The organism is Winogradskyella eximia (assembly GCF_003386165.1).
In the GTDB taxonomy this organism is placed as follows: Bacteria; Bacteroidota; Bacteroidia; order Flavobacteriales; family Flavobacteriaceae; genus Winogradskyella; species Winogradskyella eximia.
Genome location: NZ_QRDV01000007.1, coordinates 1 through 25,266 on the forward strand (window position 1 = coordinate 1; position 25,266 = coordinate 25,266).

24 protein-coding genes and 3 tRNA genes are annotated in these 25,266 nt (G+C 32.4%); 16 read left to right on the forward strand and 11 right to left on the reverse strand.

Annotated elements, in window-relative coordinates; translation table 11 throughout:
- Window positions 1-473: 473 nt before the first annotated feature.
- The 6 genes from thrS (at window position 474) to DFQ10_RS13735 (ending at window position 8,015) form a co-directional block, all read left to right on the forward strand.
- Entirely contained in the window at window positions 474-2,417 is a 1,944-nt protein-coding gene (thrS, locus tag DFQ10_RS13710; protein ID WP_115818015.1) for a threonine--tRNA ligase, read from the forward strand.
- Window positions 2,418-2,458: 41 nt separating this feature from the next.
- Window positions 2,459-3,007, forward strand: a complete 549-nt coding sequence (gene infC, locus DFQ10_RS13715) for a translation initiation factor IF-3 (RefSeq protein ID WP_115818016.1) — start codon at window positions 2,459-2,461, stop codon at window positions 3,005-3,007.
- Between the two features lie 60 nt (window positions 3,008-3,067).
- Complete coding sequence (rpmI, locus tag DFQ10_RS13720; RefSeq protein ID WP_115818017.1) at window positions 3,068-3,265, forward strand: 50S ribosomal protein L35; 198 nt, start codon at window positions 3,068-3,070, stop codon at window positions 3,263-3,265.
- Between the two features lie 105 nt (window positions 3,266-3,370).
- Window positions 3,371-3,715, forward strand: a complete 345-nt coding sequence (gene rplT, locus DFQ10_RS13725; protein ID WP_115818018.1) for a 50S ribosomal protein L20 — start codon at window positions 3,371-3,373, stop codon at window positions 3,713-3,715.
- Window positions 3,716-3,880: 165 nt separating this feature from the next.
- Complete coding sequence (locus DFQ10_RS13730; RefSeq protein WP_115818019.1) at window positions 3,881-7,138, forward strand: amidohydrolase family protein; 3,258 nt, start codon at window positions 3,881-3,883, stop codon at window positions 7,136-7,138.
- 73 nt (window positions 7,139-7,211) lie between these two features.
- Window positions 7,212-8,015, forward strand: coding sequence for an HAD family hydrolase (locus DFQ10_RS13735; RefSeq protein ID WP_115818020.1), 804 nt, complete (start codon window positions 7,212-7,214; stop codon window positions 8,013-8,015).
- On the opposite strand, the gene DFQ10_RS13740 is transcribed toward DFQ10_RS13735, so the two are convergent.
- From DFQ10_RS13740 to tgt, 9 genes are all read right to left on the reverse strand, one after another.
- Entirely contained in the window at window positions 7,989-8,411 is a 423-nt protein-coding gene (locus tag DFQ10_RS13740; RefSeq protein ID WP_115818021.1) for a secondary thiamine-phosphate synthase enzyme YjbQ, read from the reverse strand. The genes DFQ10_RS13735 and DFQ10_RS13740 overlap by 27 nt on opposite strands.
- Before the next feature lie 17 nt (window positions 8,412-8,428).
- On the reverse strand, window positions 8,429-8,707 hold the full coding sequence (locus DFQ10_RS13745; RefSeq protein ID WP_115818022.1) for an EF-hand domain-containing protein: 279 nt from the start codon (window positions 8,705-8,707) through the stop codon (window positions 8,429-8,431).
- A 162-nt stretch (window positions 8,708-8,869) separates the two neighbouring features.
- Complete coding sequence (locus DFQ10_RS13750; protein ID WP_115818023.1) at window positions 8,870-10,054, reverse strand: asparagine synthetase B; 1,185 nt, start codon at window positions 10,052-10,054, stop codon at window positions 8,870-8,872.
- Between the two features lie 218 nt (window positions 10,055-10,272).
- Window positions 10,273-11,307 carry an AI-2E family transporter gene (locus DFQ10_RS13755; RefSeq protein WP_115818024.1) on the reverse strand — a complete coding sequence of 345 codons (1,035 nt, stop codon included), beginning with the start codon at window positions 11,305-11,307 and terminating at the stop codon, window positions 10,273-10,275.
- Between the two features lie 74 nt (window positions 11,308-11,381).
- Window positions 11,382-12,914: a replicative DNA helicase gene (gene dnaB, locus DFQ10_RS13760; protein ID WP_115818025.1), complete on the reverse strand. Its 1,533-nt coding sequence runs from the start codon at window positions 12,912-12,914 to the stop codon at window positions 11,382-11,384.
- Window positions 12,915-13,082: 168 nt separating this feature from the next.
- Window positions 13,083-14,036, reverse strand: coding sequence for an acetyl-CoA carboxylase carboxyltransferase subunit alpha (locus tag DFQ10_RS13765; protein ID WP_115818026.1), 954 nt, complete (start codon window positions 14,034-14,036; stop codon window positions 13,083-13,085).
- A gap of 143 nt (window positions 14,037-14,179) precedes the next feature.
- Window positions 14,180-15,079, reverse strand: coding sequence for a DMT family transporter (locus DFQ10_RS13770; protein ID WP_115818027.1), 900 nt, complete (start codon window positions 15,077-15,079; stop codon window positions 14,180-14,182).
- Window positions 15,066-16,142, reverse strand: coding sequence for an LptF/LptG family permease (locus DFQ10_RS13775; protein WP_115818028.1), 1,077 nt, complete (start codon window positions 16,140-16,142; stop codon window positions 15,066-15,068). Before DFQ10_RS13775 ends, DFQ10_RS13770 begins: the two co-directional genes overlap by 14 nt.
- Window positions 16,143-16,223: 81 nt before the next feature.
- The gene (gene tgt, locus DFQ10_RS13780; protein ID WP_115818029.1) at window positions 16,224-17,354 is read right to left on the reverse strand and encodes a tRNA guanosine(34) transglycosylase Tgt; all 1,131 of its coding nucleotides are present in this window, start codon (window positions 17,352-17,354) and stop codon (window positions 16,224-16,226) included.
- A 335-nt stretch (window positions 17,355-17,689) separates the two neighbouring features.
- Here tgt and DFQ10_RS13785 point away from each other — a divergent pair, with 335 nt between their 5' ends.
- The 3 genes from DFQ10_RS13785 (at window position 17,690) to DFQ10_RS13795 (ending at window position 20,196) form a co-directional block, all read left to right on the forward strand.
- On the forward strand, window positions 17,690-18,535 hold the full coding sequence (locus DFQ10_RS13785) for a transketolase (RefSeq protein ID WP_115818030.1): 846 nt from the start codon (window positions 17,690-17,692) through the stop codon (window positions 18,533-18,535).
- Window positions 18,536-18,553: 18 nt separating this feature from the next.
- Window positions 18,554-19,507: a transketolase family protein gene (locus tag DFQ10_RS13790; RefSeq protein ID WP_115818031.1), complete on the forward strand. Its 954-nt coding sequence runs from the start codon at window positions 18,554-18,556 to the stop codon at window positions 19,505-19,507.
- A 92-nt stretch (window positions 19,508-19,599) separates the two neighbouring features.
- On the forward strand, window positions 19,600-20,196 hold the full coding sequence (locus DFQ10_RS13795) for an outer membrane beta-barrel protein (protein WP_115818032.1): 597 nt from the start codon (window positions 19,600-19,602) through the stop codon (window positions 20,194-20,196).
- Window positions 20,197-20,266: 70 nt separating this feature from the next.
- On the opposite strand, the gene DFQ10_RS13800 is transcribed toward DFQ10_RS13795, so the two are convergent.
- Window positions 20,267-21,343, reverse strand: coding sequence for an FKBP-type peptidyl-prolyl cis-trans isomerase (locus tag DFQ10_RS13800; RefSeq protein WP_147299226.1), 1,077 nt, complete (start codon window positions 21,341-21,343; stop codon window positions 20,267-20,269).
- 134 nt (window positions 21,344-21,477) lie between these two features.
- Between DFQ10_RS13800 and DFQ10_RS13805 the strand changes: the two genes are divergently transcribed.
- Genes DFQ10_RS13805 through DFQ10_RS13815 form a run of 3 tightly spaced genes read left to right on the forward strand, consistent with a single transcriptional unit; the run spans window position 21,478 to window position 22,976 of the window.
- Window positions 21,478-21,852 (forward strand): RNA-binding S4 domain-containing protein, encoded by a 375-nt coding sequence (locus DFQ10_RS13805; RefSeq protein WP_115818034.1) that lies wholly within the window; start codon window positions 21,478-21,480, stop codon window positions 21,850-21,852.
- A gap of 30 nt (window positions 21,853-21,882) precedes the next feature.
- Window positions 21,883-22,473 carry a methyltransferase domain-containing protein gene (locus DFQ10_RS13810; RefSeq protein ID WP_115818035.1) on the forward strand — a complete coding sequence of 197 codons (591 nt, stop codon included), beginning with the start codon at window positions 21,883-21,885 and terminating at the stop codon, window positions 22,471-22,473.
- Window positions 22,473-22,976, forward strand: a complete 504-nt coding sequence (locus DFQ10_RS13815; protein WP_115818036.1) for a phosphoribosyltransferase family protein — start codon at window positions 22,473-22,475, stop codon at window positions 22,974-22,976. Before DFQ10_RS13810 ends, DFQ10_RS13815 begins: the two co-directional genes overlap by 1 nt.
- On the opposite strand, the gene DFQ10_RS13820 is transcribed toward DFQ10_RS13815, so the two are convergent.
- Complete coding sequence (locus tag DFQ10_RS13820; protein WP_115818037.1) at window positions 22,968-23,489, reverse strand: shikimate kinase; 522 nt, start codon at window positions 23,487-23,489, stop codon at window positions 22,968-22,970. The two genes, DFQ10_RS13815 and DFQ10_RS13820, sit on opposite strands and share 9 nt — an antisense overlap.
- 128 nt (window positions 23,490-23,617) lie before the next feature.
- On the opposite strand from DFQ10_RS13820, the gene DFQ10_RS13825 reads away from it, so the two are divergent.
- The 4 genes from DFQ10_RS13825 (at window position 23,618) to DFQ10_RS13840 (ending at window position 25,264) form a co-directional block, all read left to right on the forward strand.
- Window positions 23,618-23,690 (forward strand) — tRNA-Lys (locus DFQ10_RS13825).
- A gap of 272 nt (window positions 23,691-23,962) precedes the next feature.
- Window positions 23,963-24,035, forward strand: a tRNA-Lys gene (locus DFQ10_RS13830).
- A 56-nt stretch (window positions 24,036-24,091) separates the two neighbouring features.
- Window positions 24,092-24,175 (forward strand) — tRNA-Leu (locus DFQ10_RS13835).
- Window positions 24,176-24,364: 189 nt separating this feature from the next.
- Window positions 24,365-25,264, forward strand: coding sequence for a MerR family transcriptional regulator (locus DFQ10_RS13840; protein WP_115818038.1), 900 nt, complete (start codon window positions 24,365-24,367; stop codon window positions 25,262-25,264).
- Window positions 25,265-25,266 lie beyond the last annotated feature (2 nt).

Sequence of the window (25,266 nt, forward strand, 5' to 3'; positions counted from 1 at the left end):
AACGCAACTAAATGTTTTTGTTTCGGGGTGCAAATATAAAACCCTTTTCTTATCCCACAACACCTTTTTTACTTTTATTTTAATCTTTTTTGTAAAACCTTAATTCCGTGAGATTTAACAACCTTAAAAAGACATTGTTTTATTCTACCTCTAGCCTATACTAGATTTTAATACGGAAAATGCTTTTTAATTACACCATACCTCTCTAAGTTATATCTGCATTAGTGGTAGTAGCGGCATCCTTTTTTCTATATCTATACATTATGATATAATAAAGACATAGTATATAAGATAACATATTCTCCCCTTAAGTGAACTTAATAAAAAAAGATATAGTGGATGACACGACGCTTTTGCTTATAAAAAGCAAAAGCGGAATGCCCTAAAATGACAATACAATATTTATAGAAACTTCACTTTGTCTATTCCTTATATAGGTATATCTTTGTAGGCTAAAATTTATACTATATATAATGATACAAATTACTCTACCAGATGGTTCGGTTAGATCTTTTGAAAAAGATGTAACTCCTTATGAAGTGGCTGTAGACATTAGCGCAGGATTTGCCCGTAATGTTATTTCAGCAAAATTCAATGATACAGTTGTTGAAACCACCACTCCACTAACCACTGATGGTAGTCTTACCTTATATACTTTTAAAGATGATGCAGGAAAAAAAGCTTTTTGGCATTCTTCTGCCCATGTGTTGGCACAAGCTTTAGAAGAATTATACCCAAATGTAAAGTTATGGGTTGGCCCAGCTATTGATAATGGTTTTTATTATGATGTTGATTTAGGTGAAGAAGGCACTATTTCTGAAAAGGATTTTAAATCTATAGAAAATAAAATGATAGAAATAGCTAGAGGTAAACACGACTTTAAAATGCGTGATGTTTCTAAAGCTGAAGCCTTATCATATTACAAAGGAAAGAATGACTACAAAGTTGATTTAATAGAAAACCTTGAAGACGGTACGATTAGTTTCTGTGATCACTCTACTTTTACCGATCTTTGTCGTGGTGGCCATATACCAAATACAGGTATTATAAAAGCAGTTAAAATTTTAAGTGTTGCTGGAGCTTATTATAAAGGTGACGAAAAAAACAAACAATTAACTAGAGTTTATGGTATTTCATTCCCTAAACAAAAAGACCTAACAGAATATCTTCATCTTTTAGAAGAAGCTAAAAAAAGAGATCATAGAAAACTAGGAAAAGAACTTGAGCTTTTTACCTTTTCTCAAAAAGTAGGTCAAGGTTTACCTCTTTGGTTGCCAAAAGGTGCTGCGTTACGTGAACGTTTAGAGAATTTTTTAAAGGCTGCACAAAAGAAAGCCGGATACGAAATGGTAGTAACTCCACACATTGGAAGTAAAGAGTTATATGTTACTTCTGGTCACTATGCTAAATATGGAGAGGATAGTTTTCAACCCATAACTACACCTGCAGAAGGAGAGGAGTTTTTATTAAAACCTATGAACTGTCCTCATCATTGTGAAATATATAACAGTAAACCGTTTTCTTATAAAGAGCTACCTAAACGTTTTGCTGAATTTGGTACTGTATATAGATATGAACAAAGTGGAGAACTACATGGATTAACAAGAGTAAGAGGTTTTACACAAGATGATGCCCATATTTTTTGTACACCTGACCAATTAGACAAAGAATTTAAGGATGTTATAGACTTAGTGCTTTATGTTTTTGGATCTTTAGGATTTGAGAATTTTACAGCACAAGTTTCATTAAGAGATCCTGAAAATCCGGATAAGTATATTGGAAGCGATGAAAATTGGGAAAAAGCAGAAAAGGCTATTTTAGACGCAGCTAAAGATAAAAACTTAAACTATGTCGTTGAAACTGGAGAAGCTGCATTTTATGGTCCAAAATTAGATTTCATGGTAAAAGATGCGCTTGGAAGACAATGGCAACTTGGAACTATTCAGGTGGATTATAACTTACCTGAACGTTTTGATCTGACTTACAAAGGTAGTGATAACGAGATGCATAGACCAGTTATGATTCATCGTGCACCTTTTGGGAGCATGGAACGTTTTATAGCAATATTATTAGAACACACAGGTGGAAACTTCCCGCTTTGGTTAATGCCAGAGCAAGCAATTATTCTCTCAATAAGTGAGAAATATGAAAAATACGCCGAAAAAGTTTTAAATGTGCTAGAAAATGACGAAATTCGCGCCCTTACAGACAATAGAAATGAAACTGTGGGTAAGAAAATTCGCGAAGCTGAAATGCAAAAGTTTCCGTTTATGATTATTGTCGGTGAGCAAGAAGAAAAGGATAATACAATAACTGTACGCGAACATGGTGGTGAAGACCTAGGTACAATTAAAGTAGAAGACTTTGTGAAAATCGTAAATGATAGAATAAGTAAAAGTTTAAAGACTTTTAAATAAGATAAAAATTAAGTTTAATTTAAATTACAGAAGCCATAGCAATACGTAGAAACAGAAAGAATTATACAAGACGTGTATCTCAAGAAGATAAACACCGTATAAATTCTAAAATCAGATCTGAAGAAGTAAGACTTGTCGGAGATAATGTCGAAATAGGTGTTTATCCTGTTAAACAAGCTTTATCCATTGCCGATGAACAAGGTTTAGATCTTGTAGAGATATCGCCAAATGCGACGCCTCCTGTTTGTAAAGTTATGGATTATAAAAAATTCCTTTACGAACAGAAGAAAAGAGAAAAAGTGTTAAAATCTAAAGCAACTAAAGTAGTTGTTAAAGAAATTCGTTTCGGTCCTCAAACAGATGATCACGATTACGAATTTAAAAAGAAACACGCTGAAAAATTCTTACAAGACGGAGCGAAGTTAAAAGCTTTCGTATTCTTTAAAGGAAGATCCATTGTATTTAAAGAACAAGGTCAAATTTTATTATTAAAATTAGCCCAAGATCTTGAAGAATATGGAAAGGTAGAACAAATGCCTAAACTTGAAGGAAAGCGAATGATTATGTTCATCGCACCTAAGAAGAAGTAATACAATGCTGATATTCAGCAAGAAGATAATAAGCGAAACGTAAATTTAAAAGAGGAGAAAATGCCTAAAATGAAAACAAAATCGAGTGCTAAGAAACGTTTCAAACTAACTGGCACTGGTAAGATTAAAAGAAAGCACGCTTTTAAGAGTCACATATTGACTAAAAAATCTAAAAAGCGTAAGCTTGCATTAACTCATGATGCTTTAGTACATAAAGCAGATGAGAACAATATTAAAACAATGTTACGTTTAAAGTAATACGGTTTTAATCGGTTAAAACAATTTATAAACCCTGGAGTTAGGCAAAACAATTTAGCAAGTGTCAATTATTGACCGCCTACTACAAAAAAACAATTAAAAGAAATGCCAAGATCAGTAAATTCAGTTGCAAAAAGAGCCAGAAGAAAAAAGGTTCTTAAGCAAGCAAAAGGTTACTTCGGAAGACGTAAAAACGTTTGGACAGTAGCAAAGAATGCGGTTGACAAAGCGATGCAATATTCGTATAGAGACCGTAGAAATAAAAAGAGAACATTCCGTTCGTTATGGATTATGCGTATAAACGCAGGTGCAAGACAGCATGGAATGAGCTATTCAAAATTTATGGGAGGATTAAAAGCTAACAATATTGAGTTAAACCGTAAGGTACTTGCAGATTTAGCAATGAATCACCCAGAAGCTTTTGAAGCTATCATAAACAAAGTTAAGTAAGGCTTTTAGCCAAATTAATAACAACATTTCGCTTATAAAATCCGGTTCATTAATTTGAATCGGATTTTTTATGTTTAATAAAAAAACTAAACCGTTTACATAAGCACCTGTAAATACAAAGTTCCATTTTTATTTTTAACTTACACTTCAAATAAAACAAATTCCATGAAGCGTATTCAACTCATCGTAACCCTCATTCTACTTGTTACTTTTAACTCTAATAGTCAAGAAAAAGATAAAGCCAAACCTTGGGATGTCTCTAATCCCATAGGTGATTGGAATTTTAAAAACCTCAAACTATCAACTGACGAAGGTACTTGGATGAATCTCGATGTAAGTCCTGATGGAACATCTATTGTTTTTGATTTACTAGGCGATATCTACATCATGGACAGCAATGGTGGTAAAGCGAAAATACTAAGAGAAGGTTTGCCCTTTGAAATTCAACCACGATTTAGTCCTGATGGTAAACACATTTCATTTACTAGTGATGCTGGTGGTGGTGACAATATATGGGTCATGAATACTGACGGTTCTGATGTCAAGCAAGTCACAAAAGAAAATTTTAGATTATTAAACAATGCTATTTGGACACCAGATGGCGATTATCTTATTGCCCGAAAGCATTTTACCTCTGGTCGCTCTTTAGGAGCTGGCGAACTATGGCTATATCATAAAACTGGTGGTAGCGGTTTACAGCTTACTAAAAAAAAGAATGATCAGCAGGATGTGAACGAACCGACTATATCACCAGATGGAAAGTATTTATACTACAGTGAAGATGTTTATCCTGGAGGTGTTTTTCAATACAACAAAGACCCAAACAGTCAAATTTATGTGATCAATCGCTACGAGATAAAAACTGGTAAAACTACAAGAATCACCGGAGGTCCAGGTGGTGCGGCACGTCCTCAAATTTCTAGAGACGGAACAAAACTAGCTTTTGTAAAACGTATTCGAACTAAAACTGTTTTATACATTCACGATTTGGAAACAGGAGAAGAATGGCCTGTTTATGACCAACTTAATAAAGACCAACAAGAAGCTTGGGCTATTTTTGGAGTGTACACCAACTTCAATTGGATGCCTAATAATGAAGACATCGTAATTTGGTCTGGCGGAAAAATTAATAAAATCAATATCAATTCGCTTAACGTATCCGACATTCCGTTTGAAGCTAATGCAACTATTAAGATTGCTAAAGCGGTTGAATTTGATACTCCTGTAGCACCTGATACCTTTGACGCTAAAGTGATTCGTCATGCGACCACGTCTCCTGATGGAAAATCAATTGTCTTTAATGCTCTTGGATATTTACACATCCAAAAAATACCGAATGGAAAAGCGACACGTTTAACTACGGGAACTGATTTTGAATTTGAACCGACCTTCTCACCTGATGGAAATACCATTACTTATGTGACTTGGAATGATCAAAACCTAGGTGCTATTTATTCAATTCCTTCAACTGGTGGTACTGCTACAAAACTGACTTCAAAAAAAGGCATTTATAGAAATCCGTCGTATTCACATAAAGGTAAACATATTGTCTACAGAAAAGAAGGAGGAAACAACGAACAAGGTCGAACGTTTTCAAAAAAGCCAGGTTTGTATTTAATGAATAGTGATGGGACAAACACCAAATTTGTAAACAAAGAAGGAGATTTCCCAATGTTTAATGCTGATGATACACGAATTTTTCACCAAAATGGCGGACAATTTTTTGGGGCTTTAACTAAAGAATTAAAAAGTGTTGATCTTAATGGTTTTGACGAACGCACACTCGTAAAATCAAAACATGGTAATATTTTGGTACCAAGTCCTGATAGCAACTGGATTGCTTTTGTTCATTTACATAAAGTGTATTTAGCACCAATGCCTAAGTCTGGACATACTTTAGACTTAACTGATAAAAGTAAATATGTTCCAATTACGCAACTTTCAAAAGATGCAGGTATCAATTTACATTGGTCTAAAGACAGCAAAACATTGCATTGGACATTAGGCAATCAATATTTTTCAGCTAAAGCTTCCGAAGATGCTAAACTTGTTGAAAAAGGTATAAAAATAAATTTAGAAGCTAAAACCGATAAACCTTCAGGAAGAATTTTTTTAAAAGGAGCACGACTGATTACTATGGAAGGTGATGAAGTCATAGAAAATGGCACCATCGTTATTAATGAGAATATAATTGAATCTATTGGAAATACTTCAGACATCACAATTCCTTCCGATGCAAAAGTCTATGATGTTTCAGGAAAAACAATAATGCCAGGCATGGTAGATGCTCATGCACATATAGGTGGCTTTAGATATGGATTAACCACACAAAAACACTGGCAATTTTACGCCAATTTAGCTTATGGTGTGACGACGTCTCATGATCCATCTGCGCATTCCGAAACTATTTTTGCGCTTTCAGAATTACAAAAAACTGGAGAACTTGTTGGACCACGCCTCTACTCTACAGGATTTATTCTTTATGGAGCTGATGGAGATTTTAAAGCAGTAATAAACAATCTTGAAGATGCGCGTTCATCTATTAGAAGAACCAAAGCTTTCGGTGCCTTATCGGTTAAAAGTTATAATCAACCAAGACGAGAGCAGCGACAACAAGTATTACAAGCCGCTAGAGAGGAAGGTATTTTTGTTGTTCCAGAAGGAGGCTCAACATTTTACCACAATATAACCATGGTAATGGATGGCCATACTGGTGTAGAACACAATATTCCTGTGGCACCTGTTTATAAAGATGTTTTAGAACTTTGGGGAAATAGTAATGTGGGTTATACACCAACACTTATTGTAAATTATGGAGGTATGAATAGTGAAGTCTATTGGTACCAAAAAACTAATGTTTGGGAAAATGAAAAGCTTTTAAAGTATACTCCAAGAGGCATTATCGATTCACGTTCTAGACATCGTGTTATGGTTCCGGATGAAGAATATGAGAACGGACATATTTTGGTTTCTAAAACCACTAAAGCACTTAGTGATGCAGGCGTAAAAGTCAACCTTGGTGCACATGGTCAGTTACAAGGTCTTGGAGCGCACTGGGAATTATGGTCACTTCAACAAGGAGGCATGGCCAATCATGACGTCTTAAAAGCTGCCACTATAAATGGAGCTAATTATATAGGTGCAGGTAATGATATTGGTTCGCTGAAAAAAGGAAAATTAGCCGATTTGATAGTAATGGATAAAAATCCTTTAGAAGACATTAGAAATTCTGAAAGTATTATTTACACCATGATTAATGGTCGATTATACGATACTGAAACCATGAATGAACTTGGAAATCACCCAAAGGAACGTACCAAATTCTACTGGGAAAATAATAAATATAACCAAGCGTTTCCGTGGCATGAGGAATCTCAAAGTTTTACTCGAGAAACCTGCGGTTGCCATGTAGGCGCTCACTAAAAATAAAAACCGATTCATAATGGAATCGGTTTTTTATTTTACTTAATTTGAATAAAATTTTTAATAATACAATATGAAGGACGTTAAAATGGTAGTTACAGATATGGATGGTACCTTACTAAACTCTAATCACGATGTGAGTTCCAAATTCTTTGAGCTATTTAAAGACCTAAAACAACAAAATATTCAATTTGTTGCCGCAAGTGGACGGCCTTATTATAGCATTGTAAAAAAACTTCAACCTATAAAAAATGATATTATAATCATTGCAGAAAATGGTGGTTTAGTTATTCAAAATGAAAACGTACTGCTTTCTAATCAGCTAAATCCAAATAGAGTATTAGAACTTTATACCTTGGTTTCAACGATTCCAGACACCTACCCTATTTTCTGTACGCAACATCAAGCATTCATTCTTAGAGCTTCAGATGATTTGGTAAAGACGTTTTCTGAATATTACTCAGATTATACCATTATTGATTCCTTTGAAGACATCACAGATGATGTCATTAAAATAGCTTTGTATCACACCACAAATTCTGAAAAACATATATTTCCCTTTGTGAAACACCTAAAACCAGAACTCAATGTTGTGGTTTCTGGAAATCATTGGGTCGATATTTCTGAAGCGATTACTAATAAAGGAAATGCGCTAAGCTTTCTACAAAAACAACTCAACATTAGTCCTTCTGAAACTATGGTCTTTGGAGATTATAATAATGATTTAGAAATGTTGACATGCGCCAAATATAGTTACTCAATGGCAAATGCACATCCTAATGTTAAAAATCTGGCTAATTTTGAAACAGAATCTAATGATAATAATGGTGTAGAATTGGTTTTAGAACAACTAATTACCGAAAGCCGTAAGCACTAATTGCCTACCGCCTGCTCTATTTCTATGCTCACAGAGATAAATACCTTGCCAAATCCCGAGATTTAATTGACCATTTGTGATAGGAATTTGAATAGAAGTTCCCATTAATGATGCTTTTATATGTGCAGGCATATCATCAGAACCTTCATAAGTATGTTGATAATAAGCCTGATTTTCTGGAACCATTTTATTTATGTGGCTTTCAAAATCTATCCTAACCGTTGGATCTGCATTCTCATTTATAGTTAAACTCGCAGATGTATGTTTAATAAACACTTGTAATTGCCCTACATTAATTTGGTTTAACTCTGGAAGCGCAAGTAAAATATCTGAAGTAATCAGATGGAAACCTCGTGAAAACGCTTGTAGTTTTATCTCTTTTTGAAAAAAAATCATATGGCTATAACATTTTTTTATTTAGATTCCTCTGTAATTTCATCAATAGCAGATTTAAATTCTTTCCAACTGATAAGGTCATCACCATCTTTATCGTAGCCTTCGATTAATTTTGAAGAGACCATACCACGAATAAATCCGGTAATTTCAGCATCCTTTAATAGTTTTACGATTTCAGCTTTATTGAGTTTACCATCACCATCCTTATCAAAAAAAGCAAAAGCATCTTCAGGGGTTTCAAAGTGATTAGTAATTAAGATTTGAATTTTGTGGAGTATGGTTTCTTTTGATAACATTTGTTTTGAGAGTTTTATTAAATAAGTAATACTACACGTTTAAGTTAATAAAAAAAGGTCACTTTAAAGCGACCTTATAGTTAATGATTATAGTTCTAACGTTTTGATTATCCTTATTAAAATTAAAAGTATTTAATATTGATTCACTAAATAAATTTTATATTATGTTTTCTGCTTTTTCTTTTTAGCTGCAGGAAACAATACATTATTCAATATCAATCGGTATCCTGGAGATGTAGGATGTAAATCTAATTCTGTTTTTGGATCACCTACGCGATGTGTATAATCTTCAGGATCATGACCACCATAAAAGGTAAAAAAGCCTTTTCCCTTTATACCATGAATATATTTAGCTTCTCCATTCGTTTTATTTTCACCCATAACTAAAACATTCGATTTTATTTGGTCTCTTGTAAATGACGTTGTTTGTCCCATAAATCCTTTAACTAATGCCGTATGATTTTGGGTTAACATAGACGGAATTGGATCCCATTTTGCAGAATATTCCATTAAAGAAAAATAATCTGTTGTCTTAGGGATTTTACGTTTCTGAGTCATATCTATTGATGAAAACTCATAAACATTTGGACTTCTCTCCAAAATATAGTCTTTAAATGCGAAGGTTTTAGAATAATCAATTTTATTCTGATACGCAGCATCACTACCATCACCATCAAACATTGGTTCACAAATATCTACACCTTCTGCAGACAAGGCTATATCAAAACTATCAGTTGCCGAACACATGGCAAACATAAATCCTCCACCAACTACATAATCTCGTATTTTAAGGGCTACATCTAATTTTTCATCTGACACTTTATTATAACCCAATCGTTTTGCTAAATCTTCTGCACTCTTCTTTTCTTCAATATACCAAGCTGCAGAACGATACGCTCTATAAAATTTTCCGTATTGACCTGTAAAATCTTCATGATGTAAGTGCAACCAATCATAGAGTAACAATTCATCTTTTAAAACTTCTTCATCATAAATGGTTTCATAAGGAATTTCAGCATATGTTAAAACCATGGTTACTGCATCGTCCCAAGGTTGCTTACCATTAGGTGTATAAACTGCAATTTTTGGTGCTTTTTCTAATACAACAGCTTCTTGGTTTACTGAAGGACTAGCAATGTCTTCTAGTATTTGAGCGGCTTTAGCATCTGAAATTACTTCAAAAGATACTCCTCTAATCTGACATTCGCGCTGAATAATTTCGGCATCTGGCAATAAGAAAGAACCTCCTCTGTAATTGAGTAACCATTTTACTTTAAGTTCTCGCTCTAAAGTCCAAAATGTAACTCCATAAGCTTTAAGATGATTTTTTTGTGTATCAGCATCCATTGGAATAAGGATATAGGATGCATAGGTATTCGCACTTAAGAATAGTGTGAAAATTATAAAAAATATTTTTTTCAAGGTCATAAATTTAGAACGAAATATAACCAATTTTTAGTCTGTATAGACTTAATTTAATATTCTTTTAAGACCAATTGGTTAGAATAAAATATAGAAATGTTTATCTAAACTACATTCTAGCTTTTAATAATTAAGACTAAAACTTAATCTAATTGCGTCTCATTTCCAGAAAGTAAACTAGCTATAATTTTGGTCCCTTGAAACTGTTCTAAAATAATTTTGATAAAAACCGTTATCGGAATTGCCATTATTAATCCTGGAATTCCCCAAAGAAAACCCCAAAACATCAACATTACTAAAACTGCAATAACGTTAATGGAGAACGATTTCCCCATAAAAATTGGTTCTAAAATAGCACCAAAAGTAACTTGAACCATAGAGATTGCAAAAATAAAGAAGAATAGCGTACTCGTTGGATCTAACTCTACAAAAGCAAAAATAGACAACAAAATAACAGAAACAAATGAGCCTACCATTTGTACAAAATTAATGGCAAAGGCAAATAATCCCCAAAAAATAGGAAAACTTACATCGAAAAACACACACATTAAACCAGTAAATAGACCTGTTAATGCACTCACCAAAACCTTTACCTTAATGAATTTAATTAAGTCTTTCTCAATCTTCATAAAGGTCTTAACAGATGTGTGCTTTCGCTTAAGTAAAGTACTATTTAATAATTTATGAACGTTAATAGACTCTGCCAACCAAAGTACTACAAAGAACACTGTCATTAATAAAGTAGTTAAAAACGAATTTAGAAAACCTATAGTTGATCCAAGATTTTCTTTCTGAAAGAACTGTCCTATAAAACTATGTTCTTGTTCAAATTCAATACCAAAATTATCAAGTAAATAGACCTTAAGATCAGCTAATTTTAGTTCAGCTTTAGCTAAAAATTCGGTATTATTTGCGAGTATTTGTCGGCTAGACAATTGTACCAATTCTATACCTATTTTTAAACCAATTGCAACCAACAATAAAACAATAATGATACTGAAAATTTTGGGTATGTTTCTACGTCCTAACCATCGCATTAAAGGTAAAAACAACAAAGCGATAAACATTGAAAAAATCAATGGAATAAATATAAAAGACAAGATCTTTAGTAGGTAGAAGACTAAAGGAACTACAATAATTAACAACAAAACGTTTGTTGTACGTCGTTGGTCTAACATGAGGTAAATTTGGTTTTAAACAGTACGTTTACAAAGATAAGTTAAAATTCAGTTCTTTATTCTTTAAAAAGCTATTAAAAAGGTACACCATCGTCTTCTGGCCCTCCAAAAGCATCTGATGGAGATGGGAAACTATTTGGTTGAAATGTATTGTCATTAGGAGATTCATTCATTTTAGAATGGAATTCTCCAAAAGGTGTATCAAAATCGTCTAAATTATCAAACTTACCTAAGTGACCGATGAACTTTAATCTAATATTTTCTAGTCCACCATTTCTATGCTTTGCAACAATAAACTCACCTTGTCCTGCAGTTGGTGAGCGTTCTTCATCATCCCATTCGTCAATTTTATAATATTCTGGTCTATAAATAAATGATACAATATCGGCATCTTGCTCAATCGCACCAGATTCACGTAAATCTGATAAAAGTGGCCTTTTACTTCCTCCACGCGTTTCAACAGCACGCGATAATTGTGATAATGCAATTACAGGAATACTTAATTCTTTTGCCAAAGCCTTAAGGTTACGAGAAATCATGGAAATTTCTTGTTCACGATTACCACCTTTTTGACTTCCACCTGCTGTCATTAATTGCAAATAATCAATCATTATCATCTTAATACCATATTGAGATGCTAAACGACGTGCTTTTGCTCTTAAATCGAAAATGGATAATGAAGGAGTATCATCAATAAATAAAGGTGCCGTTTCTAATGTTTTTACTTTAACATTAAGTTGCTCCCACTCGTGTTTTTCAAGTTTACCTGTTCTAAGTTTTTCTGAAGACAACCCAGTTTCACTAGAAATTAAACGTGTTATTAATTGCACTGAGGACATTTCTAATGAAAAGAAAGCTACAGGAGTATTACTATTTACAGCAACATTACGAGCCATTGTTAACGTAAATGCGGTTTTACCCATACCAGGACGTGCAGCCACAATTACTAAATCACTAGGTTGCCAACCAGACGTTAACTTATCTAATTTATCAAAACCAGAAGGAATTCCACTCATTCCTTCTTTATTAGAAATCTCTTCAATTTTCTTTTTAGCCTGAATAACTAAACTCTGAGCAGATTCTGTAGATTTCTTTACGTTACCTTGAGTAACTTCATACAATTTAGCTTCAGCTGTATCTAATAAATCAAAAACATCTCTAGTTTCATCATAAGCTTCTTCAATAATTTCGTTTGAAATTTTAATTAAACTACGTTGAATATATTTTTGAAGAATTATACGTGCATGAAACTCAATATGCGCAGAAGAAGACACACGTTGCGTTAAAGAAATCAGATAAAAATCGCCTCCAATTAAATCTAATTTTTGATCTTTCTTTAATTGACTAGAAACGGTTAATAAGTCTACAGGCTCTGAGTTTTCAAACAACTTAAAAATAGCCTCAAAGATATGTTTGTGAGCCTCTTTGTAAAATGCATCCGGACTTAAAATATCAATAACTTCGTCTACACCCTTTTTATCAATCATCATAGCACCCAACACAACCTCTTCTAAATCAGGTGCTTGAGGTGGTATTTTACCTTTTTCTAGGCTAATAATTGTGCCTTTATCTACTTTGTAGCCTTGTATTGGATTAGGTTGTTTCATAAGTAACAAAAGTAGTTAAATAGTGTTGAGAAAATAGCCTTGATTGATTTACAATCTTAACATGTCTTCAACAATTTAACTGTTAATAACTTGATTTTATTGTTAATAGTGCCAAAAAAAACCGAAGTTAAAACTTCAGTTTTTTTTAGTTCCTTATGTTTAGTGGATTTAATCTTTGTAGACTCCCATTTGATCGTATTTTTCCATACGTTGGTTCACTAAATCTTTTGGTGATAAGTTTTTAAGCTCTTCATAAGACTTCTCAATAGCATCTTTTACAGCTGAAAATGTTTTTTCTCTATCTGTATGTGCACCACCAAGAGGTTCTTTTATAATTTGATCCACAAGTTTCATGCGTTTCATATCTTTTGCTGTTAACTTTAAAGCTTCAGCAGCCTGTTCTTTATACTCCCAGCTTCTCCATAAAATAGATGAACACGATTCTGGTGAAATTACAGAATACCATGTATTTTCTAACATCATTACACGGTCTCCTACTCCAATACCTAATGCTCCACCAGATGCTCCTTCACCAATAATGATGGTAATAATTGGAACTTTAAGACGTGCCATTTCTAAAATGTTTCTGGCAATAGCTTCTCCTTGTCCTCGTTCTTCTGCTTCTAAACCAGGATATGCACCTGGTGTATCTATTAAAGTAACAACAGGTATTCCGAATTTCTCAGCAGATTTCATTAAACGTAACGCTTTACGATAACCTTCTGGATTAGACATTCCGAAATTTCGGTATTGTCTTGTTTTGGTATTAAAACCTTTTTGTTGACCAATAAACATATACGATTGGTCACCTATTTTACCTAAACCACCAATCATGGCTTTATCGTCCTTTACATTTCTATCTCCATGTAGTTCTAAAAAAGTATCTCCACAGAGTGCTTTAATATGATCTAATGTATAAGGTCTGTTTGGGTGTCTAGACAGCTGAACACGTTGCCAAGCTGTAAGATTTTTATAGATATTCTTTTTAGTTTCAGCTAACTTTTTATCTATCTGTTTACAGGTTTCAGTAACATCTACATCACTTTCTTTTCCTATAATCTGACATTTATCTAGCTGCTCTTCTAATTCTTTTATTGGTAATTCAAACTCTAAATATTCCATACAATTTGAAGTTGTTTTTTGTTTAGTTAGTTTACAAACCTACGGCTTCTAAATTTATTTCTAATCACTAAATTTACAGTAAGTTTTCTTATTGCGGATACAAAAATACAGATTATATAAGAAAATATAAAGACTTTAATCTGTTATACTTTTAGTTTGCCTTTCCTAATCTTATAATTTTTAAAAACTGCATCAAATAAAACTGTGATTAACACAAGAATAGCTCCTATATAAAATTGAGGAGACATCTTTTCTGTTTCTGGAAATAAAAATAAAGCTATTGCAATTCCGTATAGCGGCTCTAAGTTATAACTTAAAATAACCGTAAATGGACTTATATAACGCATTACATCTACAGAACCAATAAATGCATATGCTGTACAGATAGATGCTAAAATGAATAAATACATCCAATCTGAATTTGATAATGTAAAGAACTCCGCATTGAATGTTTTACCTGACAATAAAATAAAAACCGTTAAAAAAAGCACTCCACTTATAAACTCGTAAAACGAAATAACCGTGGCATTATGTTTCTCAATAAAACGACCATTAATAACTGCAAATAAAGTAGAAAATAAAGCTGAAAACAGTCCCAAAATAATGCCGTTAACATAACCCATCTCGCTACTGGTGATTAAAACCACTCCAAATACTACTATAATACCAAAGATAATTTCGTAGCCTAAAATACGTCGTTTAAAAAATAAAGGCTCAATGAACGAAGCAAAAAAGGCACCTGAAGAAAACATTGCCAAAGCTATAGAAACGTTAGCTTGATTGATAGCTTCAAAAAAGGTAATCCAATGTAGCGCTATAATAACGCCTGCTGCTGAAAACTGCAAAAATGTTTTTTTTGAAATTTTTATGTTAATCCTTACAATTTTTATGTAAACAAACATTAAAATTCCAGCGATAGCCATTCTATACCACACCAACTCAAGAGCACCAATAGTAATTAACTCACCTAATATAGCGGTGAAGCCAGCAATTAAAACTAGAAAGTGTAAATGTAAGTAATGCTTTAGTTTAGCGTTTGGCATTTTGTAATAAGTATACCGCTAAAATACCAAATAATACATTAGGAAACCATACGGCTACAACTGCAGGAAGACTAGACTGACCAGCCATAACTCCAAACACCTTATCAAAGAATACATAAATCATGGCAATAGAAATTCCTAAAGCGAGATTAACACCCATACCACCACGTCGTTTTACAGAAGATACTGCAACAGCTATAATTGTAAGAATAAAAATAGATGTTGGTAAACTCCATTTTTTTAGTTTCACAACTTCATAACGACCAATATTTTTTGAGCCTTTTCTTTTTTCGGAAGCAATAAAATCTAGAAGCTCACCATAGGGTTTGGTTTCTGCAGCATACTCTACAGGAGTTAAATCTTCGAGTTCAAATGGTAAATCCATTTGTATACGGTTTTCTTTTTCTACAGTTTCAACACCATTGTCAAAAGAGCGCTTTATATAACGCGTAAGTTGGTAGGCGCTATCTTTATCTATAAAGCGAATATTATCAGCTAAAATTTTATACTTCAGCTCATTACCTTCAAAATGTTCGTAAGTAAAGTTTTGACCCGAATTAGTTTTGGGACTAAAACTACTTACATAAATATAATCATTGTCATTAATTTGCTGATATACATCTCTTGTTTGCTGAACGCTTTTATTCTTTCTTAAATACTTAAACTTGAATTCATTAAAGCCCTGACTAGCAATTGGTGCTAAATACATACCCAAAAACATAGCAAAACTAGCAACAATAGTTGCACCTATTATATAAGGTCTTAAAAAGCGAGTAAATGAAACACCAGAACTTAAAAAAGCAACAATCTCAGTATTATTTGCCAATTTAGACGTAAACCATATCACTGACAGAAATAAAAATAACGGAAATAACAAATTGGCAAAATAAACGGTGAAATTTAAATAGTAAAAAGCGACCTCTCCAAATGGTGCATCATTTTCTATTATTCTACCTACTTTTTCTGCTAAATCTACAGTAATTCCGATAGGAACAAACAGCAATAACATCATTAAGAATGTAAACAAATACCGTTTTAATATGTACCAATCTAGGATTTTCAATTTTCTTATTTAGTTATTTATTCCTAAAGTTCAGCTAAGGAAATATTTAGTTATTTAATCTTTCAAATTCAATTACAAACGCTACAAACGGTTATCCATTTGTTTTACCATTTTCTCTTTCCAAGCTCTAAAGTCACCTGCAATAATGTGTTTTCTTGCCTCTCTTGTTAACCAAAGATAAAATCCAAGATTATGAATAGTAGCTATTTGTTTTCCCAATAGTTCATTTACTGTAAATAAATGTCTTAAATAGGCTTTACTATATTCTGTATCTACAAAAGTAATAGCCATTTCATCTATTGGAGAAAAATCATTAGCCCATTTTAAGTTTTTGATATTAATTGAGCCATGAGCTGTAAATAGCATACCGTTTCTGGCATTTCTAGTTGGCATAACACAATCAAACATATCTACACCTAACGCAATATTTTCTAATATATTGATTGGTGTACCAACTCCCATTAAATAACGTGGCTTATCTTCTGGTAAAATACTACAAACAACATCTGTCATAGCATACATTTCTTCTGCTGGTTCGCCTACAGAAAGTCCACCAATAGCGTTACCTTCTGCACCTGCGTTTGCTATATATTCTGCAGATTGTTGTCTTAAATCTTTATAGGTACTTCCTTGAACAATCGGAAAAAATGTTTGATCGTAATCGTAAGTTAAAGGTGTCTTTTTCAGATGTGTTAAACAACGCTCTAACCAACGATGCGTCATATGCATAGAACGTTTTGCATAATTATAATCACATGGGTAAGGTGTGCACTCATCAAAAGCCATAATAATATCTGCTCCTATTTTACGCTGAACCTCCATCACATTTTCTGGTGTAAAAACATGGTAGCTACCATCTATGTGAGATTTAAACTTTACACCCTCTTCCTTAATCTTTCTGTTTGAAGACAAAGAGTATACTTGGTAACCACCAGAATCGGTTAAAATATTACGATCCCAATTCATAAATTTATGCAACCCACCTGCTTGCTCCAAAATTGGTGTTTGAGGTCTTAGATATAAATGATAGGTGTTTCCAAGAATAATATCTGGATTAATATCATCTTTTAATTCTCTTTGATGCACTCCTTTTACAGAAGCTACAGTACCAACTGGCATAAAAATAGGAGTTTCTATAGTCCCGTGATCTGTAGTAATAGATCCTGCTCTTGCCTTGGTTTGTTTATCGTTTGCTACTCTTTGAAATTTCATGTGTTGTACTTATTGTTTTTCAGAAGACACATGTTGTTCGCTATTAATCATTCCTTTTATCATTAATAATTTTGGCATGCTCGTTTCATGAATTGTAAGTCAGACGGCAAATATAAATAACTATATAAGATTCCTTCTTAAATTAAATTTAAAAAATGGGCTTTTAAAATTTAGATGTAATGTTTTCAATTCACTTTTAAGATTTACGAATAGCTATTGGCATTTTCTACATATTGTTAGCAAATCATCTATTTCGTTAATAAGTGCATCATTTCAACTTTTGAAAGACCTTAGTAAAAAGTTACTTTTGTAGCATAAAACTTAAGCAACATAACATGCCAAACATTAAAGAATTAACTGATTTAACTACTCAAGTTCGTAGAGATATTATACGAATGGTACACAAAGTAAACTCTGGACATCCAGGTGGATCATTGGGCTGTGCCGAATTTTTTGTTTCACTTTATCAAGAGCTATTAGAAACCAAAGAAGGTTTTAATATGGATGGCATTGGAGAAGATTTATTCTTTCTTTCTAATGGTCATATTTCACCAGTATACTATAGTGTATTGGCAAGATCTGGATATTTTCCTGTAGAAGAATTAAACACTTTTAGACTTTTAGACTCTAGACTACAAGGACACCCAACAACACATGAAGGTTTACCTGGAATAAGAATTGCTTCTGGCTCTCTTGGTCAAGGTATGTCTGTTGCAATTGGTGCAGCACAAGCTAAAAAATTAAATAATGATAATCATTTAATTTATAGTCTTCATGGTGATGGTGAATTACAAGAAGGACAGAATTGGGAAGCTATAATGTATGCTTCGGCTAAAAAAGTGGACAATCTAATTTCAACAATTGATTTAAACAAACAGCAAATCGATGGTTCAACAGACGATGTTTTACCTATGGGAAGTCTGAGAGCAAAATTTGAAGCTTTTGGTTGGACAGTATTAGATATTGAAAAAGGTAACGATATTGAAGCTATATTAAAAGGTATGGCTAAAGCAAAATCCTTAACGGGAAAAGGAAAACCTGTTTGTGTTTTATTACATACCGTAATGGGTAATGGTATCGATTTTATGATGCATACGCATGCTTGGCACGGAAAAGCACCAAACGATGAGCAGCTTGCTATCGGTTTAGCTCAAAACCCTGAAACTTTAGGAGATTATTAATTACCAATCAAAAGAAAAATGAAAACATATACATACACAGAAAAAAAAGATACAAGAAGTGGTTTTGGTGCTGGCTTAGCAGAATTAGGACGTACAAACCCTAATGTAGTTGCCTTATGTGCAGACCTTATTGGATCTTTAAAGATGAATGAATTTATTGACGAAAATCCAGAGCGATTTTTCCAAATAGGAATTGCAGAAGCAAATATGATGGGAATTGCAGCGGGTTTAACCATTGGAGGAAAAATCCCTTTTACTGGTACTTTTGCCAATTTCTCAACGGGTAGAGTTTATGATCAAATTCGTCAATCAATTGCATATTCTGGTAAAAACGTAAAAATTTGTGCATCTCACGCAGGATTAACTTTAGGTGAAGATGGTGCAACTCACCAGATATTAGAGGATATTGGTTTAATGAAGATGTTACCAGGAATGGTTGTTATTAATCCTTGTGATTATAACCAAACAAAAGCTGCAACTATTGCTATTGCAGACTATGATGGCCCTGTATATTTAAGATTTGGTCGTCCTTCTGTGCCAATTTTCACACCTGCTGATCAAAAATTTGAAATTGGAAAAGCTATTAAATTTACTGAAGGAACAGATGTAACTATTGTTGCTACTGGTCATTTAGTTTGGGAAGCATTAGAAGCGTCAAAAGTTTTGAACGAAGCTGGTATTTCTGCTGAAGTGATTAATATTCACACCATAAAACCTTTAGATAATAAAGCTATTTTAGATTCTGTTGCTAAAACAGGATGTATTGTTACTGCAGAAGAGCATAATTTTCTAGGTGGCCTAGGAGAAAGTGTCGCTAGAGTTTTAGCCCTACACCATCCTACTCCTCAAGAATTTGTTGCTACCAACGATACTTTTGGTGAATCTGGAACACCAGTTCAACTTATGGATAAATATGGTTTAAACAGTGATGCTATTATAAAAGCAGTTCTAAAAGTAATAAAAAGAAAATAATTTCATTTTGGAAACGTTTTTGATATAGTACTTATATATAACTCATTTGAATAATTATTTAAATGAGTTTTTAATTTAAAAAAACGAACATTATGAGAAATTTACAAAAATCAGTTATTTTAACTGTAGTCTTGGCTTGTATTGGATTTACAATTAATGCCCAAAACAATAGTTCCTTTGGTTTTAAAGGTGGTTTAAATTATAGTGCCAATGGAGATTATTTTGAATCAGCAAGTACAAATGCAGAAACTCCCGATCGCAATATTGGATATCATATTGGTGTTTTCGGCAAAATAGGAGACAAACTATACCTTAGACCAGAGTTAGTCTACACGGCTACAAAAAGTGATTATGATAGTGATGCATTTTCTATAAAGAAAATTGATGTACCTCTATTAGTAGGTCTTAAAGTAATTGGTCCTATTAGTGTTTTTGCAGGACCTTCTTTTCAATATATATTAGAAACAGAATTTGAGGGTATCGATATTGATACAGTTAAAAATGATTTCTCTGTTGGATTCAATTTTGGTGTTGGATTCAATTTAAATAAAATTGGAATTGATTTAAGATATGAAAGAGGTTTCAGTGAAAATGAAGCTACATTTATTGACACTAATATAGCTACAGTAAATAGTAGAATTGATACAAGACCAGATCAATTAATCTTAAGCTTATCTATAGGTTTATAATAATTTATAAAACAAAAAAAGCCGCTCAGTTAATGAGCGGCTTTTTTATTGTTAGTATATAGAATAATTACTATTCATTATAATTAATTTCGATAGAAGGATCTAAATAATCTGGTACACCATCGTTGTTAGAATCTGCTATGGTCACAGTTTTAAATGTAATAGAACCATCAGTATTCACCACTCTACTTCTTATAAACTCATTTTCGGCTAAAGTAAGATCATTTTCACTAGCCATTGGAGGATAAACTGTTGTAATCAATTCATCAATTGTAAATACGTTATCTCCATCATCATTGTTATCAATGTAATTGAAAAATCCATCTTCGTCAGTATCATCATCTTCAATATTCAAATTTTCATTTAAATCCTCAATGTAAGAAGGTACACCATCATCATCATGATCCACTGTATCTGTTTGTAATAATTCAAATTTAAAAATAAGATTGTCATAAGAAGAACCTGTCGAAGTTCCGGAGAAATAACCTAATCCAGAAGGGACAAACATTATTCCTAAGCCAGGATTAGTAAAATTAACATTACCATCCACACCAATATCAAAACTTTCTGCTGCTGAAAATGTTGGTAAAACCAATTGCCAAGCTTTAATTACTCCTACTATTGAAATAAAATCGGTCTGTAAGTTAAAGCCTGCTGCTGTTATTGCCGAGTCAAAAACAACTTCTTCTCCACCCACTTCTTCATTAATAGAGCTTCCCTCATATCTTGCACGTACAAAATCTGTAAATTTAGGAAATTCAGGAGTATCACCACCACCTTGGTTTAAGCTTAATACATAATACTTATATTCAACGTCATAATATGTTGCAGTACGCGTTTCTACAGCGTCAATGAGTAATGTATTGTTTGTTGGATCTGGCATAGCTTCATATTCACCATTAAGATCTACAGGTAATTCTGAAATATTGATATCCGTATATTTAAAATCGGAACCTGTTTCAAAAAAACTTGAATTATAATAATGTGAGCTTAGATATTGCAATATTACTGCATCATCTATAACTTGCTGTTCTGTTCTATCTGCTGCAACAAAGGTTGAGCCATTATCATCATCACTAGAACAAGAAATTAATACCATTGTTAGCGTCAGTAAAATAAGACTAAGTCTTAACATTTTAATTTTCATAGAAATTTATATTATCCGTAATAAACCACCATAGTTATGTTACGAAGTTCATTATTGCTTATTTTTAAGCCGCAAGATACAATAATATAATATTTTTGTACTATAACATTAACGTAGTTTTTAGTAAATAAGGTATGCGAATTGATAAATATTTATGGTGTGTTAGATATTATAAAACACGTAGTATTGCCACAAAAGCATGTAAAAAAGGGCAAGTAAAAGTTAATGGTGATGCGGTAAAACCCTCAAGAGAAGTTTTTCCAACAGATAAAATTGAACTTAGAAAAGACCAAATTATTTACCAACTTACGGTTAATGATTTACCACCTAATCGTGTTGGCGCAAAATTGGTAGACATTTATAGGGTAGACACCACACCAAAATCTGCTTTTGAAGCTAAGGAGCTTTTAAAATATAGCAAAGATTATTATAGAAAAAAAGGTGCCGGAAGACCAACAAAAAAAGACAGAAGAGATATTGATGATTTTTATGATGACGAGGAAGAATAAAATTAAACAAAATAATAAGATGCCCTTTTAATGATAAATCAACTCAACAAATCCTATTGGGAAAATAGATATACAAACAACCAAATTGGTTGGAATATCGGTTATATTTCTACTCCGCTAAAAACATATATTGACCAAATAAAAGATAAATCATTAAAAATTCTAATTCCTGGTGCTGGTAATAGCTACGAAGCCGAATATTTATGGAACCAAGGTTTTAAAAATGTTTATGTATTAGATTTTGCGCATCAACCCATAGACAATTTTATAAATCGCCTCCCACACTTCCCAAAAAATCAACTTATAAATGCTAATTTTTTTGATTTAGATAAATCCTTTGATCTCATTTTTGAACAAACATTTTTCTGCGCACTAAATCCAATTTTAAGAAAACGGTATGTTGAACAAATGCATCAACTATTAAAACCTAAAGGAAAACTTGTTGGCTTATTTTTTAATTTTGAATTAACTGAAGCTGGACCACCATTTGGAGGTACTAAATCTGAATACAAATTACTTTTTCACTCTAAGTTTTACTTAAAAGTCTTAGAACCTTCAATTAATTCCATAAAAGAAAGACAAGGTAAAGAACTGTTTTTTATCTTTGAAAAAAAGAGCTAATGGCACTTACAAAAAACACCATATTAAGTCATAAAGAAATTGAGCACAAAATAAAACGCATTGCCTACCAAATTTATGAAAGCAATGTAAATGAAACAGAACTCATTATTGCTGGTATTGAAAGTAACGGCTACCTGCTAGCTAAAAAGATAAAATCTAATTTAGATAAGATTTCAGATATCAAATCTACTTTATGCAAAGTCACTATAAACAAATCTGAACCTACAGAGCCCATAAAAACTTCTATTTCTAAAGAAGATTACACTAATAAATCTCTAGTATTAATTGACGATGTTCTAAACTCTGGCAGTACATTAATTTATGGTATTAAGCATTTTCTAGATGTACCTCTAAAACAATTTAAGACTGCAGTATTAGTAAATCGTAATCACAAAAAATATCCTGTAAAGGCAGACTTTAAAGGCATTTCTCTTTCTACATCATTATTTGAGCATGTGCATGTAAATTTATCCAAACAACCTTACGAAGCTTATTTAGATTAAGTGAACTAAAAGATCCTCTAAAATTTCTTTTTGTGTTTTATGATCTGTATTAATTGTAAACTGAGCTTGACTATAATAATGTGAGCGCTCAAAAAGATGTTTCCCAATAAACTCTATAAGATCTTCTTCTGTATTAAGATGACTTATTAGAGGTCTATTCTCACGTTCTAAAAACAAACGTTTAGCTAAGAGCGGAATGGACAGCTTTAGGTAAAATGATTTTATGTTAGGATTATTGATTAATGCATTCATATTGTTTCCATAACAAGGCGTACCTCCACCTAGCGCAAGTACAATATTTTTAGAAGAAGAAATAATCTCTTTTAAATATTCAGTTTCTTTTTTTCTGAAATAAATCTCACCTTTCTTTTTAAAGATATCGGATATTGAAGCCTTTTCTTTCTCTATAATATAATCATCTATATCTAAAAAACTGTATTTAAGCACTGTAGCTAATTCCTTACCAAGAGTCGATTTTCCCGATCCCATATACCCTAATAAAACTATAATCATAGTACTTATAAATTGATTATTAAACCCATAGGTTTGTTCTCAACAAAAAAACAAAAAAAAAAATAAAAAAGTGTTGTTAAATTAAAGAAAGCTTATATATTTGCACCCTCGTTAGAGAAAAGCATAATGACCAGTTAGCTCAGTTGGCAGAGCATCTCCCTTTTAAGGAGAGGGTCCTGGGTTCGAGCCCCAGACTGGTCACTAAAAAAAGTTAAGCATTACGCTTAACTTTTTTTTTTTGCATAAATTTTATTTAAACCCAAAAGAATAAGCAATTATATCAACTTGATGAAATAAAAAATCAAGATTTCCAATAGTAACTTTTTAAAAAACAAATCATTACACATATAAAAAAATTCTATTTATTAAACTTAAAATCTTGATCTGATAAAAAAAAATTATTTTTTTAAATTCTATTCTTTGTATTTGTATAAAGGTTTTATATTTGCATCCTCGTTAGAAAAAATCATAACGACCAGTTAGCTCAGTTGGCAGAGCATCTCCCTTTTAAGGAGAGGGTCCTGGGTTCGAGCCCCAGACTGGTCACTAAAAAAAAGTTAAGCACAATGCTTAACTTTTTTTTATATTTACTTCACTATTATGCGCACGTGGCGGAATTGGTAGACGCGCCAGCTTGAGGGGTTGGTGGACATTAGTCCGTGGAAGTTCGAGTCTTCTCGTGCGCACTTTTTAGTATACCAAAACACTATTCTAATCTTTCCTTAATCTAATTATTAAGAAGCACTTTTAATCAAGCCTTCCAGATTTCAACACCATTGAGTTCAGATATTGTTATTTATTTTTTATATTTTTTGTTAATTCTAGTTATCATATAATATAAATTCATATTTTTGTTTAAAGATTTTTTAAAAAAAATGAACAATATAAAGAATACGTTTAGTATTAAGGATCTAGAGAACCTAACCGGAATTAAAGCACATACCATTAGAATTTGGGAAAAAAGGTATAATCTTCTAGAACCAAAACGTACAGATACCAATATTAGATATTACGACTTAGAAAGCTTTCAAAAATTACTTAATGTAAGTTACCTCAATAATAATGGTTATAAGATTTCTAAGATTGCCACTATAGATGAGCATGAAATTCCGCAACTAGTTAAAAAAATTGCAGTTGAAACAAATACCGAGAGCCATGCTATTAATGCCTTTAAATTGGCAATGCTTAACTTCGATCAAGGTATGTTTTATAAGACATATGAATCTTTATTAGAAGAAAAAGCATTTGAAGAGATTTTCTATACTATTTTCATTCCATTACTAACAGAGATTGGATTATTATGGCAAACAGGTACTATAACGCCTGCACACGAGCATTTTATTAGCATGCTCATTCGTCAGAAAATATTAATTAGTACTGAAAAAATTCAATCTAAACAGATTAATAAATCTACTAAAACCTTTGTCCTTTATTTACCAGACAATGAAATACACGAGATTGGCCTAATGCTAATTAACCATCAACTCGTTAGCAAAGGCTATCACTCTATCTTTTTGGGCCAAAGTGTGCCTATAGAGAGTTTAGTTGAAATTCAAAACTATTATGACGAAATCACGTATATTTCATATTTTACAGTGAAGCCTAAGAAAGAAAAACTCCTAAAATATATTGAAAAATTCGATAGCCTCTTATTAAAAAAGCCAAGCACAAATTTTTGGGTACTTGGACAAATGCTTAATCATATAGACACAGACCAGCTTCCTAAAGGCATAACAACGTTTAAGTCTATTGAAAACTTAATTAAAGAATTATAATA

What these genes read in the sequence shown, in the direction of transcription:
- thrS (WP_115818015.1), top strand. Translation starts at nt 474, where the DNA reads ATGATACAAATTACTCTACCAGATGGTTCGGTTAGATCTTTTGAAAAA.
- rpmI (WP_115818017.1), top strand. Translation starts at nt 3,068, where the DNA reads ATGCCTAAAATGAAAACAAAATCGAGTGCTAAGAAACGTTTCAAACTA.
- rplT (WP_115818018.1), top strand. Translation starts at nt 3,371, where the DNA reads ATGCCAAGATCAGTAAATTCAGTTGCAAAAAGAGCCAGAAGAAAAAAG.
- DFQ10_RS13730 (WP_115818019.1), top strand. Translation starts at nt 3,881, where the DNA reads ATGAAGCGTATTCAACTCATCGTAACCCTCATTCTACTTGTTACTTTT.
- DFQ10_RS13735 (WP_115818020.1), top strand. Translation starts at nt 7,212, where the DNA reads ATGAAGGACGTTAAAATGGTAGTTACAGATATGGATGGTACCTTACTA.
- DFQ10_RS13740 (WP_115818021.1), bottom strand. Translation starts at nt 8,411, where the DNA reads ATGATTTTTTTTCAAAAAGAGATAAAACTACAAGCGTTTTCACGAGGT.
- DFQ10_RS13745 (WP_115818022.1), bottom strand. Translation starts at nt 8,707, where the DNA reads ATGTTATCAAAAGAAACCATACTCCACAAAATTCAAATCTTAATTACT.
- DFQ10_RS13750 (WP_115818023.1), bottom strand. Translation starts at nt 10,054, where the DNA reads ATGGATGCTGATACACAAAAAAATCATCTTAAAGCTTATGGAGTTACA.
- DFQ10_RS13755 (WP_115818024.1), bottom strand. Translation starts at nt 11,307, where the DNA reads ATGTTAGACCAACGACGTACAACAAACGTTTTGTTGTTAATTATTGTA.
- dnaB (WP_115818025.1), bottom strand. Translation starts at nt 12,914, where the DNA reads ATGAAACAACCTAATCCAATACAAGGCTACAAAGTAGATAAAGGCACA.
- DFQ10_RS13765 (WP_115818026.1), bottom strand. Translation starts at nt 14,036, where the DNA reads ATGGAATATTTAGAGTTTGAATTACCAATAAAAGAATTAGAAGAGCAG.
- DFQ10_RS13770 (WP_115818027.1), bottom strand. Translation starts at nt 15,079, where the DNA reads ATGCCAAACGCTAAACTAAAGCATTACTTACATTTACACTTTCTAGTT.
- tgt (WP_115818029.1), bottom strand. Translation starts at nt 17,354, where the DNA reads ATGAAATTTCAAAGAGTAGCAAACGATAAACAAACCAAGGCAAGAGCA.
- DFQ10_RS13785 (WP_115818030.1), top strand. Translation starts at nt 17,690, where the DNA reads ATGCCAAACATTAAAGAATTAACTGATTTAACTACTCAAGTTCGTAGA.
- DFQ10_RS13790 (WP_115818031.1), top strand. Translation starts at nt 18,554, where the DNA reads ATGAAAACATATACATACACAGAAAAAAAAGATACAAGAAGTGGTTTT.
- DFQ10_RS13795 (WP_115818032.1), top strand. Translation starts at nt 19,600, where the DNA reads ATGAGAAATTTACAAAAATCAGTTATTTTAACTGTAGTCTTGGCTTGT.
- DFQ10_RS13800 (WP_147299226.1), bottom strand. Translation starts at nt 21,343, where the DNA reads ATGAAAATTAAAATGTTAAGACTTAGTCTTATTTTACTGACGCTAACA.
- DFQ10_RS13805 (WP_115818034.1), top strand. Translation starts at nt 21,478, where the DNA reads ATGCGAATTGATAAATATTTATGGTGTGTTAGATATTATAAAACACGT.
- DFQ10_RS13810 (WP_115818035.1), top strand. Translation starts at nt 21,883, where the DNA reads ATGATAAATCAACTCAACAAATCCTATTGGGAAAATAGATATACAAAC.
- DFQ10_RS13815 (WP_115818036.1), top strand. Translation starts at nt 22,473, where the DNA reads ATGGCACTTACAAAAAACACCATATTAAGTCATAAAGAAATTGAGCAC.
- DFQ10_RS13820 (WP_115818037.1), bottom strand. Translation starts at nt 23,489, where the DNA reads ATGATTATAGTTTTATTAGGGTATATGGGATCGGGAAAATCGACTCTT.
- DFQ10_RS13840 (WP_115818038.1), top strand. Translation starts at nt 24,365, where the DNA reads ATGAACAATATAAAGAATACGTTTAGTATTAAGGATCTAGAGAACCTA.